The organism is Bacillus sp. S10(2024), assembly GCF_050473865.1.
Taxonomy (GTDB): Bacteria; Bacillota; Bacilli; order Bacillales; family Bacillaceae_G; genus Bacillus_A.
In genome coordinates this window covers 644,627-666,744 of sequence record NZ_JBFLUR010000002.1, presented here as the reverse complement: position 1 = coordinate 666,744, position 22,118 = coordinate 644,627, and the positions used below count along the sequence as shown (strand labels likewise).

18 protein-coding genes are annotated in these 22,118 nt (G+C 33.1%); all 18 read right to left on the bottom strand.

The window, feature by feature from the left end; all coding sequences use genetic code 11:
* Positions 1 to 9: 9 nt before the first annotated feature.
* Positions 10 to 1,197, bottom strand: coding sequence for a nucleotidyltransferase domain-containing protein (locus AB1280_RS03420; RefSeq protein WP_429754881.1), 1,188 nt, complete (start codon positions 1,195 to 1,197; stop codon positions 10 to 12).
* A gap of 21 nt (positions 1,198 to 1,218) precedes the next feature.
* Entirely contained in the window at positions 1,219 to 1,671 is a 453-nt protein-coding gene (locus AB1280_RS03415) for a lasso peptide biosynthesis B2 protein (protein ID WP_272187977.1), read from the bottom strand.
* 39 nt (positions 1,672 to 1,710) lie between these two features.
* The gene (locus AB1280_RS03410) at positions 1,711 to 2,016 is read right to left on the bottom strand and encodes a lasso peptide biosynthesis PqqD family chaperone (protein WP_429754880.1); all 306 of its coding nucleotides are present in this window, start codon (positions 2,014 to 2,016) and stop codon (positions 1,711 to 1,713) included.
* Positions 2,017 to 2,019: 3 nt separating this feature from the next.
* Complete coding sequence (locus AB1280_RS03405; protein ID WP_272187979.1) at positions 2,020 to 2,946, bottom strand: HPr kinase/phosphorylase; 927 nt, start codon at positions 2,944 to 2,946, stop codon at positions 2,020 to 2,022.
* Between the two features lie 158 nt (positions 2,947 to 3,104).
* Positions 3,105 to 3,260 carry a paeninodin family lasso peptide gene (locus AB1280_RS03400; protein ID WP_139207593.1) on the bottom strand — a complete coding sequence of 52 codons (156 nt, stop codon included), beginning with the start codon at positions 3,258 to 3,260 and terminating at the stop codon, positions 3,105 to 3,107.
* Positions 3,261 to 3,274: 14 nt separating this feature from the next.
* Positions 3,275 to 5,215 carry a lasso peptide isopeptide bond-forming cyclase gene (locus AB1280_RS03395; RefSeq protein WP_429754879.1) on the bottom strand — a complete coding sequence of 647 codons (1,941 nt, stop codon included), beginning with the start codon at positions 5,213 to 5,215 and terminating at the stop codon, positions 3,275 to 3,277.
* Between the two features lie 1,157 nt (positions 5,216 to 6,372).
* Entirely contained in the window at positions 6,373 to 6,714 is a 342-nt protein-coding gene (locus AB1280_RS03390) for a helix-turn-helix domain-containing protein (RefSeq protein WP_272187981.1), read from the bottom strand.
* A 614-nt stretch (positions 6,715 to 7,328) separates the two neighbouring features.
* Entirely contained in the window at positions 7,329 to 8,480 is a 1,152-nt protein-coding gene (locus tag AB1280_RS03385; RefSeq protein ID WP_429754878.1) for a DegT/DnrJ/EryC1/StrS family aminotransferase, read from the bottom strand.
* 14 nt (positions 8,481 to 8,494) lie between these two features.
* A complete protein-coding gene (locus AB1280_RS03380; protein ID WP_272187983.1) occupies positions 8,495 to 9,127 on the bottom strand; it encodes an acetyltransferase in 633 nt (210 codons plus the stop codon).
* Positions 9,128 to 9,147: 20 nt separating this feature from the next.
* On the bottom strand, positions 9,148 to 9,738 hold the full coding sequence (locus AB1280_RS03375) for a sugar transferase (protein ID WP_429754877.1): 591 nt from the start codon (positions 9,736 to 9,738) through the stop codon (positions 9,148 to 9,150).
* 593 nt (positions 9,739 to 10,331) lie between these two features.
* Positions 10,332 to 11,360, bottom strand: a complete 1,029-nt coding sequence (galE, locus tag AB1280_RS03370) for a UDP-glucose 4-epimerase GalE (RefSeq protein ID WP_272187985.1) — start codon at positions 11,358 to 11,360, stop codon at positions 10,332 to 10,334.
* A 128-nt stretch (positions 11,361 to 11,488) separates the two neighbouring features.
* Positions 11,489 to 15,058 (bottom strand): fibronectin type III domain-containing protein, encoded by a 3,570-nt coding sequence (locus AB1280_RS03365; protein ID WP_429754876.1) that lies wholly within the window; start codon positions 15,056 to 15,058, stop codon positions 11,489 to 11,491.
* Positions 15,059 to 15,150: 92 nt separating this feature from the next.
* Positions 15,151 to 16,698: a lipopolysaccharide biosynthesis protein gene (locus AB1280_RS03360; protein ID WP_429754875.1), complete on the bottom strand. Its 1,548-nt coding sequence runs from the start codon at positions 16,696 to 16,698 to the stop codon at positions 15,151 to 15,153.
* Positions 16,699 to 16,901: 203 nt separating this feature from the next.
* The gene (locus tag AB1280_RS03355; RefSeq protein ID WP_429757257.1) at positions 16,902 to 17,909 is read right to left on the bottom strand and encodes a glycosyltransferase; all 1,008 of its coding nucleotides are present in this window, start codon (positions 17,907 to 17,909) and stop codon (positions 16,902 to 16,904) included.
* A 44-nt stretch (positions 17,910 to 17,953) separates the two neighbouring features.
* Complete coding sequence (locus tag AB1280_RS03350; RefSeq protein WP_429754874.1) at positions 17,954 to 18,880, bottom strand: SP_1767 family glycosyltransferase; 927 nt, start codon at positions 18,878 to 18,880, stop codon at positions 17,954 to 17,956.
* Positions 18,881 to 18,983: 103 nt separating this feature from the next.
* The gene (locus AB1280_RS03345) at positions 18,984 to 20,153 is read right to left on the bottom strand and encodes an acyltransferase family protein (protein ID WP_429754873.1); all 1,170 of its coding nucleotides are present in this window, start codon (positions 20,151 to 20,153) and stop codon (positions 18,984 to 18,986) included.
* Positions 20,154 to 20,353: 200 nt separating this feature from the next.
* Positions 20,354 to 20,914 (bottom strand): acyltransferase, encoded by a 561-nt coding sequence (locus tag AB1280_RS03340; RefSeq protein WP_429754872.1) that lies wholly within the window; start codon positions 20,912 to 20,914, stop codon positions 20,354 to 20,356.
* Positions 20,915 to 20,920: 6 nt separating this feature from the next.
* On the bottom strand, positions 20,921 to 22,108 hold the full coding sequence (locus AB1280_RS03335; RefSeq protein ID WP_429754871.1) for a glycoside hydrolase family 88 protein: 1,188 nt from the start codon (positions 22,106 to 22,108) through the stop codon (positions 20,921 to 20,923).
* Between the last annotated feature and the right edge of the window lie 10 nt (positions 22,109 to 22,118).

The following is a 22,118-nucleotide window of genomic DNA, read 5'->3' as shown; positions in this document are numbered from 1 at the left end:
TTGTCCTCCTCATGATAATTCGTGCTTTCTTACTTTTCTCCAGATGCATAAAATAGGACGTAAAGGAAAATACAACATATGAAGTTGCTTAGGTAACGGCAATGTTTCAGCATCAATTGGATAGGGATAAAGGCAACTCATCGTATATAAAAACTTTTGCTGATAAGACATTAATGAAAATAAGTGACGACTATGGTACATTGCTACATCATCTGGAACTGGATCTGTATGTAAGTTCACCATTCTTTCCAAATAAAATACTGCTTCCTGCGCTAACGTCTTCGGACGGTTTCCAAATAACAATGGTTCCACTTCTTCAATTAATGGAGTTTTTAGTAACTGCGAAGTTAAAAACAATGCTTGACCACCTATATGGAAGTAATAATTTTTCTTCAATAACTTAATAGTTTTTTCCCAATCAAGTTGTTGCTTTACAATTTGATTAATGTCTACTAACCAACGCAACCTTGACCAACCATGGCGTGCACCATGAGAAACTAGAAATAAAAATAGATCCTCTCTACCTAAAATGTAAACAGGGGTACCAGTAAGAGAACTTATTCTCTTTCGATTCCATAGTTCCTCAAAATGTGGTTCCTTTCCTGGACCAGGATTTAATCTCCAATGAATTTCGATCTTAATGTTCTTCTGAGGATGAATATATGTTACATGATGATGTCTCCATTTCCAGTCGTTTAAAACGCTCTCAATATAATCATCTTTAACATAGCCAAGGTTTAATAAAAGTTCTTCCGCTCTATCAAGATTATGTAAAGGAATGAGAACATCCAAATCACTCGAAGTACGTAGAGAAATATCACCATAAAGATCATCAGCAAGTACAGGACCTTTTAAAACAAGGAGACGAATTTCGTTTTGAGCAAACAATTTACTCATATGTTCCATTTCTGCACTTAAATGAAGCATTTGAAATGTATTCATCTTAAAATATTGATGTAAAGTTTGTATGACATGTACAGGAACCAAATTTCCATCCAATTCTTTCATCTTTGGATAAATGAACGAATACACACGGTGATGAATCGTTAATTCGAGAAATTTATCCCAATCAATGTTTGCAAACCAAGCCTTATCGATTTCTTGTAGCTCTGCAGCAGTTTCTCTTTTCATAATTTCCAGCTGCAATTTGAGCTCCTTAGGCACACATTTTAAATCAAGCTCACAACTATTATGCATGATATTCTCCTTCAAGATTTTTCAACCAATTTTTCTAGCAAATTTATTAACTACAGTGAACCTCTTCATTTCTTCTGCTCCAGTAATATAAAAAGGACCGCTACGCAACCATGCATGAGCAATCATATTTCCGTTCTCATCCTTCGCAGTTCCTAAATATAGTGTACTCTCCATTTGTCGTCTCTCTAGCATTTTCATTCCAGCTATAGCCCTTACAAGACACTTACTTTCCCAAAAGGTATGACGGCTCATAATATGTATCGCTTCGGAAATATCTCTCAATACAAATTTATTAGACTCATTATAACTTAAAGATGTTTCATTCATAGGAACACCTAATGTAGGAGCAATCTTAGAGAATGGCCTACCTTTAAGAATACGAGCCCATCCCAAATAAATATAAGCCTCTATAAATAAAAGTATTGTTTTCATATCTAGTGAAAGAAACGTTCGTATCTTTTTTATAATATTCATACATACTTCCCTACTTCTTATCTAGGATAAAATGCTAGATTACTCGGCTGCCCCTGCTACGATTTCAATCAAATCCTCATCTAACAAGAGTTCCAAAAAAGAAATAACTTGCTTTTCACATGTAGACTGATCAATCTCATATTCTTTCATTAATTCAGTAACCACTTCGGTAACCGATATTGGTTTCTCTATAAGTGCCCAAATCGTTCCACCTACTGCACCTAGATTGTAGTATTTCCCATTGGAAATACTTAACATTACTTTTTCCCCATCCATATCACTTACTATATTCCCTGGGACTTGTGCAACAAATTGATTTAATAAAGTATCCTGTTTTTTCGACATCACTCATTCTCCTTTATTTACAGTGTTTATTACTAGGTCAACTAGTTGCGGAGCACTAAACCCAGACAACGGTCGACATAATCGATAAACAGCAAGCTTATTTACAATGTTTGTAGAGATGTGAAAGTGCCAGTCCATTAACCCTAAACGCGGAATAAGAAAATTACGATAAGTTTGACGGAAAATGGTATGTAAACGTTCAAGTTTTTCAATTTGTTGTATTTGAACTATTTCATTCTCTGTCTTCACTAGTTCAAATACACCCGCAAGTGGCACTGGTTTAGGAAAGTAATGAGAAGAAACTGGAACACTGTATTTATTTTCTCTACCATATATTGATTTATATTGACTTTTATCCATACCAAAATTATCAAGACTCTCTTGCCATAACTTTTGCTGCGGATATGATGGTGTTACGATAGGAACATTATCATTAGAAAGAGATACAGGTATTACATCATCACTTAAAAGTTTATATCCTCTCTTCATAAACGCTGAAGCTAACGTCGACTTTCCAGCACCTGACTCACCTACAAAAGCATATGCTTTTCCATCAATTACTACAGCACTGCCATGCAAAGGAAGTATTTTCTTTTGCATCAATATTACACCCATACATGTTCCAAGAATATAGAGCCTGACCAAACTATCATCCGCACCATCGAGTGGGCAAACTGCTATCCTTTTTCCCGATTGTGCCGAAAAAAAGCCCACATCAGGCACATAAAACATCACTTGATCATCTTTAACAACATGTTTAAATGGTGTATCTACTAACTCAGATGAAAAACTTAATATATTATCAATTTGAATTTCAATGTCTATTGAAACCTGTTGTTCATTTATTCGTTGTAATTCCGGCAAAGGAATCTCACTTGAAATTTTGAAATCAAAGGCTTTATACATAACCTTTTTTTCAGTTTCTAGCATTATTTTCACTCCAATATATCCATGGTTAAATGAAAGACCTTTATACAATAAAAAAGTATAAAGGTCTTTTTAGCATATACGAACTTAAAAATAAGAACATTTTACATAGTTTCATAGATATACATTCAGTAAGATAAATTGTATATGCTACTCCTTACTCAGCTAGTAAAGCGATTCCAAGTATTAGGATCTTTTGGATCAACAGGGTGACCAGGGTTATACGCTTCATCAGTATATGGACCATAAACTGTTGAAGCCATTGTCATGTTAACATCAAGTACTTCTAATACAGGTTGTTGCCATTCCTTTTTCATATTCTCACCTCCTTTCAAGTAAATTGTTGAATAAATCGATAAACAATTAAGCTACGCATTAAAATCTTATAATCAGGATCGATTGCACGTTCTAAAAGAGGCCCCTCTTTAGCTTTTAGAAGCGCTCGCTTTATTACTTCACCATCTAAAAATTCTAAAGCTTTTTGGTCTGTACTCATTCGCTCTAATTCTTCTATAAACATATTCCAGTGCGGACTCATTCGATGAACCCAATCTGCTCCTTGTACACCTCGAATGTGTTGATTTAATCGCACTTTATCAGGTAAATACTTTTCGGTAGATCTACGAATCAAAGCGCGATCCATACCTTTCTGTACATATTGCTCTTCTGGTACAGATAAACAATAACGAATCACACGTATGTCATTACTTGGATCACGTTTCCACAATGAGTAGTGCAATGATAATTTTGTTGCCACTGTATTACTTGCATTCCAGTGAAACAACTCTTCAAAGTGACTTTTTCTTTGTTCATATATGTTCGCTGCAGAAAACCATCCCGTTTCATCAATTCCATATTCCCTAAGTTTATTAAACACATCCATCTTTTTTGCAAAATCCGGATTAATTACCATCGGAAATATATACGGCGTACTTGATGAGAACGCTCGATCAATAGACGGAAATGCCAACCTCGCAATGAATGGTAACCTCCGCAACCGAGCTCCACCTACATTGTTACTATATTGATGCAATTCTTGAGCTAAGCGAATCCACTTTAGCCTTTTTAAAAGAAGAGCATAATAATCCAGAGCTGATCCCCATGATATAGATAGATTTCCTCTTCCACCATTTAAAAGGACTCCAACGTCTTCCTTGTACCCTTCCTCAAACATTCCTTTCATCCAAAAAGAATTCTCAAAGAATTTATATGGCATCTCCATTATCCCAAGGAAATCCGATATTTCAGAAAATGGATCCCTTCCCTTAAAATCTAAGTAATTGTCTTCTATACCTCCTACATATCGTACCGTTTCTTTAATAAGCGGTCGCTCATCCGGCATTAGATGTTTAGGTGTAAAATCCTCAAAATCATTTGATGGTATGTAGCTAAATGTATGTAATGGTTTGTTTTCTTCACGTAAAACCTTGGCAGCAAAGCTCGCAATAGCACCCGAATCTAATCCTCCGCTTAGCTGTGCTCCAACTTGTCGGTGAGTTCGTACTCGAGATGTAACAGCCTCTTGAAAAATTTCTTGAAATGCTTCTACATACTCTTCATTTGACTTTAAGCGAAGCTTTCTTTCTGGAACTAACGTACAATATCTCGAAAGCGTTACTTTATTCCCAACTACTATAATGCTATGAGATGGTGGTACTTGTTCTATATTTTTATAAGGCGTTATAGTGGTATCGGCTACATCAACCATTCCACATATAGCCAAGTATTCGGCAAGCCACTGTTCATTTAATTGCTTTTGAACATAAGGTAATGACAGCAATGGTTGTATTGTCGTACAAAAAGCTAATTGCTGTTGATTACAATAATAATATAGCGTTCGACTCCCAGAAAAGTCCCTTGCCCCAAATAATTTTTGGTTTTTTTCATCCCAAATCATAAAGGCAAAATCGCCTACTAAATATTTAGGGCTTTCTTCACCCCATTTTTGATAGGAGAGCAAAATTAACTGACTATCTGTTATCCTTTTCCTATCAGCATAATCTACTTGCAACCTCTCAAATAACTCTTCACGATTATCGATAATAGCATCTGCTGTAATCGCCAATTTCCTTTCGTTATCATAAAAAGGTAATTGTTCACCAACAGACTCTGGTGTGACCCATTGCGCGTGACAGCCGAGGAAAACGTTTTCTTTGTGCCATATTTGAATATCATCAGCAGGATACTTTTGCAAATCCTTCATTAATCTAATACCATATTCAATCGGTATAGACTCATTGTTAAAATGTAAAATTCCAGTTATAGCACTCATTTTTCCCTCCCGTTATGCAACAAATAAGTAAAATCCAATCAGATAAAGTGAAACGGTTATCAAAGAGGGGTTTTTTACCTATTTTCTCTGAATTCTTCAGAATCTGAAGGTAAGGGTTACTAATCGTTAATACAGGATAAATAACCACTAATATGTAAAAAACTCTCTATACTATTAATTCTGTTCATTCTTTTTAAAGAACGATCCTATATTGTTTGATAAAAATAACAGCTACAATCTACGAATCATTGTATACACATAATTTTTTATATCACTATTCCGTTCTATAAATAGAACAAATACAAGATATAAAATATCATTCTTATTTCATTATGTCAACATAATATTACGTATTTTCAGCTTTAAAAGTTTTTTTTCAAAGTTCTTTATAGAGAATTCCTGCTCCAAATGTATATTTTATCCATTTCTCAGCCTTATGAATCTACACTGGATTAAGATTATACATTTCACTATTCAAATAAATATATTTCCTTAAAGTAAACATTTAAGTTTACCTCTGTTCTGTATAACGAACTTGCTTTTATTTTATATAATGATATTCAGTTTGTAAATATTTTTTTATATAATTTGAAGTATTTATAGCCATAGGAATATTCTTCCTCTTCCTCTTTGTAATTTGAATGTCAACGAACTTGCTTGTTTACTCAAAAAATTCAGGAGTTTAACTTTAGTTCTTTCATTTTTTATTATAGATCCAATACCATAAATAAATTCCTTATTTTACAGTCTTGAGTGATAAATATACAATGAGCTTTTTTCAACAGAAGCTTAATGATATCTATATAGAAATGTTACAGCAGTTTATCTCTTGCATAACTTTTTATTTTTTGTCGAACTTCAAGATGTGGGGTATTAGTGTTGTGTTTCGTAAAAACGCTTACAATTCTAGATGAAATAAAAAATATTATAGTTAATCTGAATGATGGAGGTGAAAAGATAATTAAAATGTTATTGTTAACATTTTAAAATATGTTGTACAGAACAGATGTATGCCAAAAACAAGTTTGTGTACTCATGGTAGTAGTCTTGAGTTCTTTATTAAGTGCGCACATTAGAAAATGAAGAGAAATCAATCTTTTTATGTACAATTTCTAACCGAAGATAAACTACTTAACACATTTCATACTTTCTATTACTTATCTCTCCCTTGAATTCTGCCACTTAATAAAATCAATTAATATTTTGTAATCCCCAAGCTTTTCTTTATTAATCCCTGCCTTTTTCAATTCATAAGCAAGATCAATCCACTCTTTTTCAATCTGCTGTTTTGTTTCTGTATTTGTTTTCGCTTCGAGTAACATATTGAGGTCTGCTTCTAATACGAATGCTATCTTTTCTAACACTTGTATAGACGGATTCTGATTTATACTTCTTTCAATATTACTTAAATAGGATTTTGAAATTCCCGCTCTCTCCGCTAATTCAGATAAAGTAAACCCCTTTTTCTTTCGAATTTGATAAATATTTCTCCCAATCATCCGGTTATAGCCCTCCCTTTATAAATGTTCTTTAGTTCTATTTTCTACATCTTATTTTTCTCTATACAGGATACGATAGAAATCCATTTTGATTTTTTAACATGCAGATGATGCGGAAAACTGAGCAACCTACACCCTCGTTTTAACTACGCATGTGACAGAAATAGGCTCTCATTCTATGCATAGTTAGATACTTCCTCCCCCTTATTGAAAGTTTTATGCAAATTTATCAACTTGTATTTATATATCTCCCTTAATATCGTATAATCATAATAGTTAGAGTTAATAAGTTTCAGTAATGCAAAATAGATATTGAGTTACATATCATTCTTTGTACCTACACAATTTAATGGGGGGGTTCGGTTTAACATTATGTTTTCACTTTTAACACGCGCATATAAAAAGTCAAAGAATAATTTCCATACAGCTATATATACTTATAATTATATTCTCTATAGGGATTGCCTTGATATTCAATTAAAGGAAAAATTCTACAAAAAAATGAAAAAATCACAAAAAAAAATGGATTCATATACTTTTTCTCGTATTTAAGCTCCTTACAAGTAAAAAGAACCTTCTGAATTTACACATCTCATTCAGAAGGCTCTTTAATTTTATAAAGCACTTTTAATACATTGAATAACCTTTTGTTGTTCCGTCTCTGTCATGTTTGAACTAGAAGGAAGACATATACCTGTTTTAAATAATTGTTCAGACACATTGTGATTTTCACCATGAGAATAATATTCTACTCCTTCAAAAACAGGTTGCATATGAAGTGGCTTCCACACAGGACGAGATTCAATATTCTCTTTGGCTAGAGCCTCCAATAACGATTGAATAGATAGGCCTGTTTCTTTTTCATCAATTGTTAAAGTTGTGAGCCAACGATTTGAATGAGTATTTTCTAATTCAGGCATAAAGCAAAATCCTTGTATATTAGATAATTCTTGATAATACCGTTCAAATATTAATCTTCTAGCCTTCACTCTATCTTCTAACACTTCTAATTGAGCTCTTCCAATACCAGCTAATATATTACTCATTCGATAATTATATCCTATCTCGCTATGCTGATAATGAGGTGCTACATCCCTTGCTTGGGTTGCAAAGAAACGTGCTTTCTCTAATGACTCAATGTCATCAGAAATAAGCATTCCTCCACCCGAAGTTGTAATAATTTTGTTTCCATTAAATGAATAAATACCAAATTTACCAAATGTACCACTAGCTTTTCCTTTGTATGTAGAACCTAAAGATTCTGCTGCATCCTCAATTATAGGGACATTATATTGATTTGATAAAGAACATATCTCATCCATTTTCGCGCTCTGTCCATATAAGTTAACAGTGATAATAGCTTTTGGCAATTTGTCTTTTTTATGAGCATCAATTAACGCACGTTCTAAAGCCTGCGGCGACATGTTCCATGTTTCTGGCTCTGAATCGATAAATACTGGTTCAGCCCCTAAGTAAACAATTGGATTAGCACTTGCTATAAAAGTAAGACTTGAACAAAACACTTTATCTCCTTTTTGAACTCCTAATAACCGAAGCGCTAAATGAATAGCTGCAGTACCAGAACTAACTGCTGCAGCATCTCTAGCTCCAACAAATGATGCGAGTTCTTTTTCAAAAGAGTCTACATTTGGACCAAGAGGAGCAATCCAGTTTGTATCAAATGCATCTTGTATAAACTTTTGCTCATTGCCACTCATATGCGGAGTAGAGAGATAGATTCGTTTTTTCTGCTGTGTTATTACCATGTTTATCACTCCTATTAGTTCAATTTATTAATTACTTTGGCCGGAATTCCAACGACTGTACACCTAGGGGGAATGTCCTTTATTACAACCGCTCCCGCTCCAATAACAGACCATTCTCCGATTTTAACACTTGGAATCAGAGTAGCTGCTGCCCCTATATGCACCCCTTCTTCAATGATGATAGAACCTGTAAGTGTAGCATGTGGAGAAATATGGACAAAATCACCTAGTACATTGTCATGTTCCACAACAGAACCTGTATTGATGATAGAATGATTACCAATTTGAGTGCCAGCATTAATCACTGCATTGGGCATAACAACTGTACCATTCCCTATCTTAGCATTCGGACTTATAACGGCTGTTTTATGTATTAGCGTGACATAACAATTGTCAGGCAGATCCAATTTTTCGGCAATTTTTTTTCTAACTTTATTGTTCCCTATTGCAATAACAAATTTTGCTTGCTTAAAATCGTTAATCATGTGATATACACTTGAAATCGGGCCGAAATAAGTATCATCTACTGTAGTTATCTCTTCATATTGATCATCTAAATATCCAACGATTTCATATGCCTTGTTTGACAAAATAATATCCTTTATAACTTTACTGTGACCACCTTGTCCAATCAATACAACTTTCATTTGTTACCTTCTCTCACAGTTTAATTGATCCCCCTAAAACGTTCCATTGTTACATGACCATCCTGATTTATTCCTTCTGATTTAAACACTTTTATTAGTGTAAGAAATAATATTTTCATATCAATTAAAAAAGATTGATTATTTACATACCATACATCTAATTCGAATTTTTCTTCCCAGGTAATTGCATTTCTCCCATTCACTTGTGCCCAACCAGTAATTCCAGGTTTTACATGATGTCTTTTAGCTTGTTCACTAGTATATAAAGGCAAGTATTCCATTAACAATGGTCTCGGTCCTACTAAACTTATATCACCTTTCACGACATTTAGTAGTTGTGGCAATTCATCTAAACTATATTTCCTAAGAAACTTACCAAATGTAGTTAATCTTACTTGATCAGACAAAGGATTACCCTTATTATCTTTTTCATCAGTCATTGTGCGAAATTTGTAAAGATAAAATGGTTTACCATATAGTCCTGGGCGTTGTTGTTTAAATATGATAGGTGATCCTAACTTCAATCTAACAAAAATGGCTACTACAAGGATGACAAAAGATAAACACAATAACAAAAACAAAGAAATGAATAAATCAAAAGTTCTTTTCATTAATAATCATACTCCTATCCAAGATTTTTGTGAGCACCTTTTCACAAAGCGATAGTATGCAAGGCTTTCGTAATATATAAATCTTTTTGATTTTTCAACATATAAGTTGCCGCTATACAGAAAAAAAGAACCTATACTCGTTTTCTCTCTTATGTTCCACTTTGAACGTGTCAGAAAAAGTACTGATCATATCTACACATGACCAGATGCTAGTTCATTAAAAAGAACGGTTTTATGCCGATTTTCAATTCGTATTTATATAAATATTATTTCACAATAAATCTTAGAATCAATTTTTTATCTCTATTTATTTTTTAGATTTATATATTATTTTGATGTATACATAATCGAAATGAGGTAGTGTTTAATTTCTTCTATCAAATGGTTTACTTCCACATTTTTTGATTCTTCACCTCTCCTGTATATATACAGGAGTATCTCTTTAAATTGCTGCTGAGTTATTCTTTCAGAAATGTTCATGTTTAAACCCTCTTTTAAGAAATATATTTCCATATACAAACTCTAGCTATTTTAAATGAAATTTGTATTATTTTCCACTCTATTACCAACAATTTTTTATTCACTTACATCTCTTATAATATATAATTTTTTTCCTCATAACCATTTGGGTTATTAAACTGCCATCTCCATGAATCTTCACACATCTCTTTAATTCCTCTTTTAGCAACCCATCCTAATTCTAATTTTGCTTTTGTTGCATTCGCATAACAAATAGCCACATCACCCGGACGACGATTTACAATTTTATAAGGAATTTTCCTACCGGATGCTTTTTCAAAAGCGGCCGCCATTTCCAATACGCTATAACCACATCCTGTCCCTAAATTATACGCTTCTACCCCTTGAGATCTCGATATCTTTTCAAGTGCTTTTAAATGTCCCATCGCAAGATCTGTAACATGTATATAATCTCTCATAGCTGTACCATCGTGTGTTGGATAGTCATCCCCAAAAACGCTTAATTCACTTAGCTTTCCAACAGCTACTTGCGTAATGTACGGAATAAGATTATTTGGAATACCTTTTGGATCCTCTCCAATTCGCCCACTTTTATGTGCTCCAATTGGATTAAAATAACGTAAAAGAGAAATACTCCACTCATGGTCAGACACATACAGATCACGTAATATTTCTTCAATTATTTGTTTTGTGCGCCCATAAGGATTCGTTGCCCCAAGTGCAAAATTCTCGGAAATCGGTACTTGTTCCGCCATTCCATATACTGTCGCTGAAGAACTAAAGACCATTTTCTTTACACCATGCTTTTTCATGACTTCGCATAATACAAGTGTACCTGTAATGTTATTATGATAATACCAAAGTGGTAACGCAACCGACTCGCCCACCGCCTTTAGTCCTGCAAAATGAATAACAGCATCAATCTGATTTTCATTAAAAATGCTATCTAACATCTCTTTATCTAATATATCTGCCTGATAAAATTTAAAATCTTTCCCTGTGATTTCACGAACACGTTTTAAAGCTTCTGGTTTACTATTTGAAAAATTATCAACGACAATTATCTCATATCCGCCATTTAATAATTCTACACACGTGTGAGTTCCAATATATCCTGCTCCGCCTGTCACTAAAATTTTCATGTGTTTTTTCCTCCTTGTTATCATATGTCTTTTTACACAAAACATAAAAAAAGCATACCAGTTCGTTGTTCTAACATAACAAATTGAAATGCTTTTTCTATGCCCTTATTCCATTTAACGATCGGTTCCTATTTTAAAGCATTATAATTTTGCGTTAATTCAGCAGTTGTTAACGCTCGGGTATAATAAGCAATATTCTTAAATACTATTGTTTTTGCACTTGTACCTAAAAGCATTGGCAGTGTGGATTCGTTAATCACCTTATCACTTCCCATTATATACCTAGCTGCTTCTACATTATTAACATACATAATTAGATTTGCGCTATTTCGCAAGACAACCACATGATAATAGGCTGTTTCATCAGTATAAACACTTGAACTAACTGAAGGATAATCATTACTGCCCGTATTTATATTTTTAGCCCAAAACTGTGCTGTAAATTGGTTATTCATATTTCGTTCAATTTTAAACTTATTATCTGAACTGCCTGATCTTCTTAATAAAGAAGATGATATAGGACATTGAACTGTGAGAGAAATTGTAAATAGCTTATTTGTTATAAAATAACTGTCCGGATTTAAGATAGTTGAATTGTTCACAGGATTTTCTTGGTATAAAAGAAGTCCGTCTGTTACATAATTTACTGCTGTTGTCTGTGTTATTACCTTTACATTTACACCGTTTGAAAGATTGCCATTTAGATCTTTTGTTTTAACTGTGAACGAATATTCTGTAGTAGCCTTCAATCCTGGTACAATATAGTAAGGAGTCGTAACAGAATTGATTAAAGTAGCTCCTTGATACACCTCGTATGACTGAACATTAGAGGATACACTCTTTGTCCAAGTTAAACCAACTGTATTAACTGAAATGCTGCTTGCAACTAGATTTGTTATATCACTTGGCGGAGTATTGTCATTAGTAGTAGTGGCTGTTACTGATACACCGCTTGAAGCAATCCCAAACTTATCTACCGCTTTTACAGTAAATGTATACAGAGTTGCTGGAGCAAGCCCTGTAGCCGTATATGTTGTTCCTGTAACGCTTCCTAACAAAGTTGTCCCTTTATAAACATCGTATTTCACAACATCTTTAGACGTACTTGCTGTCCATGATAAATCAATACTAGAATTCCTTACAGCAGAAACAATTAAATTTGTAACATCAGCCGGAGCAGCCGTTTTAATGATATATCTAAATGCTTTTACCTTACTTTGATTTCCTGCGTTATCAACTGCAAGAACTTTTAATGTAGTAGATTGTGAAATTGTCAATCCTCCCGTATATAAAGCACTGGATGTAGTAGGTGTTGTTCCATCAAGAGTATAATACATGTTAGCTGGTTCATTCGTAGTTAGTATTACTTTTTGAGAAGCGCTAAATACACCTCCACTTGGAGTAGCTGTAACAACGGGCGCTTTCAAGTCAGCTAAAGAGTTCGTTATATCTAAGTTATCTATCATAATCGTATTTGGACTAACATCCGTAGTTACATTATTAAATAGACATTTTGCTATGAGCACTCCCTTTTGTAAACTCAACCAGTGAAGAAATATTTTACTATTTTCTAAATAACTATTTGTTAATATTGCCTGTAGAACATTATCGCTTTTATAAACTGTACAATTATTAATAAACATACTATTACTTATGACGGCGTTAATAAGATTTACACCCATGTTTTCAAATAAACAATTCTCTGCATACACACCTATATAAGGATTTTGCGTAGAACCTAGCACAATATCTCGATACGTTCCTGTTATCATTTTACTATCGCTTATATTGCAGGAACTTATATTGCCGCCTGCTCCCACTATAGTTAAACCGTCTATTATATTCGGTCTCCCCACATAATTATCAAATGGCTTAATGTCTACATTGTAATTCTTAACTACGACATTCTCCATAATCCCCCCTGTCAGAATAAGGGCAAACCCTGGTGAACTGTCATAATTCCAATCTCTTTCTACTACAACATCTGAGATATAGCATCTTCCATAATTATACCTACTTATATTAAATCCCCATTCTCCTGAATCATAAATCGCTACAGGTTCACCATTTATCTTTTCAGAAACCTGGAAGCTATAGTCCGTTCGATTTACTACATAATATACTTTATCTACACTAATTCCAGCAGGAACTTTTCCTACCCATTCTTCAAAACATATTTGAGCAGAATTCCCCATACCATGAGCCGTTTTAAAAGAAAATGTGCTGTTTTCAACATCTACAGCAGATGTTCCAAAGTATCCATAACTACCATTGCCATAAAATATCCCGTCTTTTAAGCGAACATTTTGTATTGTAGCTCCCCTTATGTCGGCTAGTTTTACGTTTGCATTATTTCCAATTACTCCGTGAACAAAATTATCCCCCTCAACCAAAAGCTCGCATCTAATAAAAATATTGTTAAGATATTTTACATACATATTTGTCGGATATGAACTAACGCCCCCAACATTGCGACCCTCAAAAGTATTATCTTCTATCGTTATATTATTACCGTCTGCGTTTACAAAATGTCCTCTTTCGTTATAATAAATATAGTTTTTGTAAATATAGATTCTAAAATTTAATTCTAATCCATCTTTTCCGTAGTAAGGAGATTTATATGGTATATTGCTTTCACTGACCAGAGACTCAATATCTATCCCGAACATTGGCGCAGTCCCATTACGAAAGTCCGATGTAACATCATCGCTCGCTTTTCCGATATGATGTATTTTATTATTATAAATATAAATATCATTTGAGCCGCCAAGGGTAATTCCTTGTCTTCTGCAATGATGAAGATCACAACCGTTAATATAGATATGCGACCCCATTTCTTCTTGCGTATACTCATCCGGGTTAACTCTATATTGCAGCCATCCCGTAGAAATAGCATCCCCAGTACATTCGCATATCTCTACATTATTTATTTCAATATTATTTGAACCAACTATTTCTATGCCTTGTCCCCACTCATGGGTATAGTTTTCACTAGTAACTGTAGCAGTAAGTTGAGCAATTTGAGCATCACTTAACGGCGTTGAGGTAATGTCAATCACAAAAACCATCTTATTAGCATTGGCTATTGGTGCAAACCACCCTCTTCCTGTTGACTCTATCGAAGCAAATTGTACATTTGTTCTAAAACCGGCCAACGTACTAGCAGAAACCGTATCTTTATACTGATAAAAACTATATACTTTGGCAGCCAAACCCGAAATAGGCCATAGTCTAAAGGATTTCAACAATCCTGGATCTTTATATCTATCTATTATTTCACTGCGAATAAAATTTGATTGATTATTCAATGAACCGTCAGCATTGACGCCTCCTCTTACAAATTTCACTCCTAATTCATATATATGTGTGTGTTTATCTCCAACTATTTTCCCACCGCTAATCTTTGCATTTTTAATTCCTTTGACTTCAAATATCCTATACCAAGGCGATGAATTCGCTTCTAACTGCAATATACATCCATCCGCCATTTCAAAATGCATATTACTTTGCATCACAATACATGAAAAAGTTGTACTGTCGATTTTTAGCTTATATGTGCCGGCTGGTAATATAACATGATTATAGCCTTGAGATTTAGCCCACACTAACGCATCATTTATACCCTTTGTAGTAGCAACAGAATTTGTCCCATCGTTTTTTATATTCCACCTATCTAACTCTATTACATATATCTCCATCCAATCACACCTTTTCTTTTTTCTACATATTATGCTTTATAAAGGCAACGGATTGGGTATGTTAACGATATTGTAAAATTATACTACCTAGATTAATAGGTGATTTTCTTATTTATTCCTAATTTACCAAAAAGCATTCCTATTATGCTTTTTACAATTCCAAATAAATATTTAAACTCAACTGTTTTATAAAAAATAAGCGTATACAGCACATTGGGAATAATCAAACAAATAATCCCTCTTATAATTAATTGTAAAAACCCCCCATATGGAATGAGACTACATACAAAACTTGTTATTAGACAGGTTCCAATTCCTATTGCTGCATAATACACATATTTTAAAAAGTACTTTCTTACCGGTTGATGAAATACCTTTTTATATACTAAATAAGGTGCAATCCAAAACGGAACTGTCAAGGTGCTTATAAGCGTTCCGATGAAAACACCTGTTATGCCCAAATATTGAACTAAAATAATAGAAATACCAAGATTCACAGTAGCCTCAACAAAGGGAGCATATCGGTCTTCATGAAAAATTCCGGATGTTGTTTTCACCATAGATATAGAACGTCTCATTCCTGATACATAAAAATTAATCATCAATATTATCAATATACTTGTATCCATTATAAATTTTGAACCAATCCACAAGGTAATGAATGGTTCCATTAGAACATACAAAGATATTGTAAAGAATGAATAAATCCAAAAGTTACAAAACATAGTAACCTTAAATACGCTATAAATTTTATCATCGCTTTCTTTTGCTACTAAGTTTCCTACACTGTGATTCATATTATCAAAAACTTGATTAATAAACGTTCTGCAAATGTTAATTAACATATAATAATTAGAATATAAACCGACAGCTTTCACGCTAACAGCAAAAGCAATCAACAAGTTATCAGTACCAAAAACAGCGTATCCACCTATATTATGTAATATTAAGGCTTTTACATTTTTTACAATATTACTTTTTGTTTCACCATCTAATTTACTTGCTGTTTTGTTTTTTAAGAATGGGTACATTTTATCTACCATCATTGCCAAACCTGCAGAGGTAGTAATTGTTATTATAATATCTATTATGAGATATAAAATATAACTGTGTGTAAAATATAAAATCCCCAACTTTATACAAGTAGACACAATGGATGAAATAGAGTAGACTCCTGTAACAATATATCCCTTTTGACAAACATTTAAAAATGAGCTTTTATAAGAAAATAAATACGACGAAGCTGTATTCAGTAAAAAGATGATGTAAATCACATGAATATTTTCAACTTTCGCATCTTTAGCGATATATCCAAGAAAAGGAAGAAGTGCTAGTCCCAACAGTAAGACGATTAAGGCGATTACCATATATGCCTTTTTATAAAATTTCATTAGGACATTGATTCTTTCTTCATCATTATCTGCTACTGGTTTATAAAGATTATATATAATAGCAGATCCTATTCCTGCCTCAGCTAAAGATAACATTCCTAATACATTTGTAAATAGTCCATTTACCCCTAAGTACTCAACTCCTAGGTAAGTAATGAACATTGTTCTTGAGACAAAACTTAATATTGTAATAATAACTTGACTACCTATGCCGGCTGATATATTGATAATTGAATTTCTAACTCTCATTTTTCCCCCTGCTTCCAAAAATATAGAACCACTTTTCGTTGAAAGATACTATCTCTATAAAGCTACTTTAATTTTCCGACATACAAGTCGCTGCTACTATGTCGAATACATAACGACCTGCATCCGCTCTCTCCTTTTGGATTACAGTTGAACGCCTCTAGACTTTTCTTCCAAAAGCTTTATATCATGTTTTTAATTGCGATTTATATCATTTCTCTTTTATATGCTTGAATAATTAATGGGTACACCTTAAACCTTAACGCTAAATAATAAAGATACTCTTTAAAATTATTACATTGATATGAAAAGCCGATTTCCTTGAAACTATCAGAGAACATCTCATAATTTACAATCCTACGAAACGCACTATTCACATTCGCATAAGGATCGCTTTTTAAATTATTAATTAATAACCTATATATGTTGTTTATATAGTAATTTGCCATATCTTTTCTAAAATGTTTCTCTTGTAATAAACCAAATTCCTTGGAAAGCTGTTTTCTTATTTTATATTGTAAAACTAAACTTCCCTCTAAATTTGGTTTATACGGAGCTCTCATTAAACTATTTAAATTATTTACATTATAAAAATATAGAATTTCTGATAGCGCACATACTCTTTGTGACTTCAGTAGAAACTCCAAATTAAAAATAACATCTTCCCCAATAAACACTTGTTCATTGAATCTGATGTTTTTGTCTTTTATAATGCTTAAATTATACATATATCTCCATGAGAAACATAGATCATTACTAGAATGAATATTTGAAGAACTTAATACAAAGTCCCTCCCATTCATAACAGTATTTAACTTAAAATTAGGAGTGATTATACTATGATTGGGAATTGTTTCGTATCCACATATTACCGCATCACAGTTATAATTTTCCGCAGTGCTATATAATTTAGTAAAATAGCTTTTACTTATCTCATCGTCAGGATCAATAAACACTATATACTTTCCTGTGGCAACTTCAATCCCTGTATTTCTTGCACTGCTCACTCCTTTGTTTTCTTTATGTATTACTTTAATTCTATTATCTTTTTTTGCATATTCCTCGCATATTTTACCACATTTATCCGACGAACCATCATTAACAAGAATTAATTCAATATTGGTAAACGGCTGATTTAAAATGCCTTCAATACATCGAGGTAGCCATTTTTCCACATTATATATGGGAACAATCACACTTATTAATTCGCACAATCCTTTCACCTCTACATTACTCCCATCTGCTACATCCTTTATGCTTATCTTATTACAGCTTTAATTTCACTCAAATATTTTTCATCTTGAATATCTCCTACACCTTGCCCGGCCCCTGCTTCGCATACGTATTTATTTTCAATTTTAATTTTTGTTTTTGCTTGTCTTAAAAACCATTCGTATTCAATATCTACATGTCCTATATCAATGGCTTGATATCCCGCCTTATATAAATCGTATGCCAATACAGTAGCGGTAGGTCCCACTGCTAATAGAATTAATTTAGATGGATCAGTTTGTTTAGCTGCTGTTAAGATTTTATTATAATGTGAAAATGCATGTTCCTCTGGGACTAAAATTCTTTCAAGCGATTTAACATTATCAAACAAGTCATTTCCAACACCTAATCTACTCTTATTTCCTTCTATTACAACTACATCTCTGTCCTTCCATATTAAATTTAATAACATAAACCAATCTTTACATTTTGATTTATCACGGAAAGGATAATAAATTCTCGATATAAAAGAATTGTAATATATTTTTCCTTTTTTAAAATTTTTGTACCACTTTAATCTAAATTTCGCGATATGGAGACTCCAATAATCCCTTGGTTCATCTGCATATTTTGTTAGGTCTTGAAAGACATCTGGCAAACAAACTAAGAAATGACGATCTTCGCTTAACAATATTTCTCTTAACCTTTTGGACAACAAATGATCAGCTTGTTGAAATGTTATATCTCGATTCTGAATTAATTTAAACTCCCCATCACCGTACCTAGCTACAGAAGCCTTATCATAAATTATTTTGGCTAAGGTGTCGTCTATAGATTGAATGATAGGCGGTCTAAACAATTTTTTCATAAACCAATCTTTCATAATAAGCGCTCTATTCATGCTTTGAATTTTTATATCAACCAATGTGTTCCAAACAAAAACCAACGTACTTTTTGCCTTTATTTTCCCCATACCGAACCCCCTTCTAAGTATTTCCTTCAATTGGATAGTCCATAAAATAATTATTCTCTTGCTATCCTTAGGTTAGGTAGTTCACTTAATTATTTTCTATCCTTTAACTGACCTTTTTCCTCCATGGAAAAGCAATTCTATTATTTGCTGCAGCCAGTTTCCGTCCTATTTTTATTGATGGAATTTCAATGAACTTATGACATAAGATTGACGCAACTATCGTAATCACGAAAGAAACCAATAACGTGAAATGGATAGATATTTTCCCATAAAGAACATGAATCGTCGTGAGCAAAACAATCGGATGCACTAAGTAAAGGCTATACGATATTTCCCCCATAAAATAAATAGGTTTCATTACTAATAACTTCGAAAATCGTTTTAGACTTAATGCAGAAAGAATAATCAAGGCTGCACCAAAAGATATATACCAATCAATCACGATAAGATACAGAGAATAATCCATTTCACCGACCAATTTTGATAATGGCATAAAAGGAATACGCGGATAATTAAAAAATAAAATACCGAAAGGAAGCAATAGATATTTTACTTTCGAGTCCATAATCTTACTTATTAAATACTCTCTGTTTTTAGCTAGCAATGCGCCAATTATAAACATTGCGATATAATGGAGTGTAACAAAATAATTCGTCGATACTGGCGCATGAAACTCGCTTGGAATATTCATCATCAATAAATAACCAATAGCTGAAAGAATCATTGCTCCTCCAATACTTATTTTCCAATCTACTTTAAGTAAGAGAAAAATAATGAAAGGAAATACTATAGAAATTCTCATCTCATGAACTAAAGACCAAATCACCATAATAAATGTATCCGAATTATATTCTCCTAAGAACAAAATATGCTGTATTACATTTTTAAAGGATAATTCACTGCCCCAAGAAGTAGCCCATCCGGTTAGTTCAGGGATTGTATCAATTTTAGAGTTTAATATACTTGTGAAAATAATCGCCATAACCAAAATTAAAAAATAAGGAATATAAATTCTACATAGCCTCTTAATTAGGTATTTAGAATAGTTAAATTCTTTATGTTGATAAAAAGGCAATGACAATACAAAACCACTTAGTACAAAGAACATTACTACCGCTGCATGACCATCCCATAAAATCTTTATATAGTTACTGTAATTTGAACTTATTATTCTTTGTCCAAACATAGGAAAAACAGTTAAAAAATGAGCTAACAATACCATTAATGCAGCAATGCCCCTAAGGGAATCTAACTCTTTATAACGTTTTATCATGATTTCTCCCTCTCTAAAAAAATACTTTCCACCAACTCAGATCTATTCTGTAAATTCATATTTTTAATACATTCCGCTTGTACATGCTCTACCGTATATCTAAAAATAAGACAGAAAATGATTAGCTCCACTATAAACATAGTAAGCTATACATTTCTGTCCCAAAATTCCTTATAAAAATATCCTTTTGCGAAAGATCTTTATTCAATAAATCCTGTGCCATTCACTAGTTCTTCATACATTTTTCTCTTATCAGAATGGGATATATTCCCTTGAATAGTGAAGCTGCTATCATAAAATTTAGCAACACCACTTAATGTTCTATTCTTTTCTATGTAGCTCTCTACCGTAGATATGACTTTTGCCGGATTGCCAGCTACGATACTTCCTTCTGGTACGGATTTTGTTACTATACTTCCAGCTGCAACTATTGAGTTCTTACCTACAGTAACCCCTGGCATAATTAAAGCTCTTGCACCAATAAACACATTATCTTCTATAGTAATACTAGCAACTTTCGTATAACCATTTAATCTTTTTGTACTAGCATCATGGGCTAATAAATACGCTTGTGGTGCTATAGTAACATTGTTACCTATCCTTATTAGCCAGCAATGAGAGTAGTCAAATATTACTCCTGGTTGGATAGAACAATTATTTCCTATCTTCATTCCCAGCTTTATATAATCTTCTAACCATATTTCATCTAGTACAAACTTTTTCAATCTAGCCTTTAAAAAATTGACCAGTCTTTTTATCATACTTAATCACACGACCTTAGAATTGTTAGATGAATTTATCATTCTAATACAGAACCCTTGAGTAAAGGGAAGTATATCAAACAGCATAGAGTATACACCTATGTCTTTGGTGTCGCCTTGTGAAAAATCAACTGCTCCATTCCTTTTCGTCACTTTCATTAAATACTGAATAGTCTTTTCTGCACTTTTTAAACATTCTTCTGAAATCTCTTCTATTTTTGCTGCCTGAAGCATAAACCAGCCTAATGTTGCTGTTGTAGAAGAGTCTGGTGTACATTCTTCCCTCGTTACCATCCAGTTCCAATTCCCGTTATTTTGCTGAAAACCCTGGGCAGCTTTGGCAAATCGTTTTACGCTTTCTTCTAGCTCGTATTTATGCTCACTATTTTCCGGAAGTTCATTCCAAGCATCGATAAGGCCTATAGCAAACCAACCAAGCCCTCTTCCCCATCCATATAATCCAAGAGGCGCTTTACTCTTCAGATCATAAGCATGACACGGTATATTATATTGATTCAACATACCGTACTGTTCATATTCCTTAATCTGCTTTACTGCTAAGTTTATACATTCAGCTTTTTTATATCGGACACCATAAGAAACTAAAAACGGGCATATGAAACCGATAGTATCTACATATCTATAATGCTTCATGAACTTTCTATATTGTACTGTGCCGTCTTCTCCTATATGGCCATGGATCATTTCCCAAACAGTATCTAATGCTTGTTTGTATGTATCTACGTCTACAAAATTTAGCTTCATAACAGCATAGGCAAGTATTGCACCATCTACATATTGAGGTTTATTTATCCATTGCCCATTACGATCGAATTTCGAATTTAAAAATTTCGTAATTTCATGCTTCACTTCTTTATCGTCGTTACACTTCAAATATTCCGCCAATCCCAGTAGTAAAGCTGCTTCTTGCCAGTGCTGTATAGCACGTTCTGTATAGTTCCCTTTCAGCATATCAATGGCTATTAATCTTGTATTATCCGTTACTTTAATTTTTGGTGTTTTATTTAGCCATTTCACACCTATATTAGTAATTGATTGATTCCATACATTTTGATTCGTATATCTTCCTATTTTTATTCTGCTTATCCAAGCTTTACATATAGGAACTAAATCAATCATTATGATAATTACTATTACAACAAGTAATGTAAAAGCTACTGCTTGTATAATCATGATTATGTCC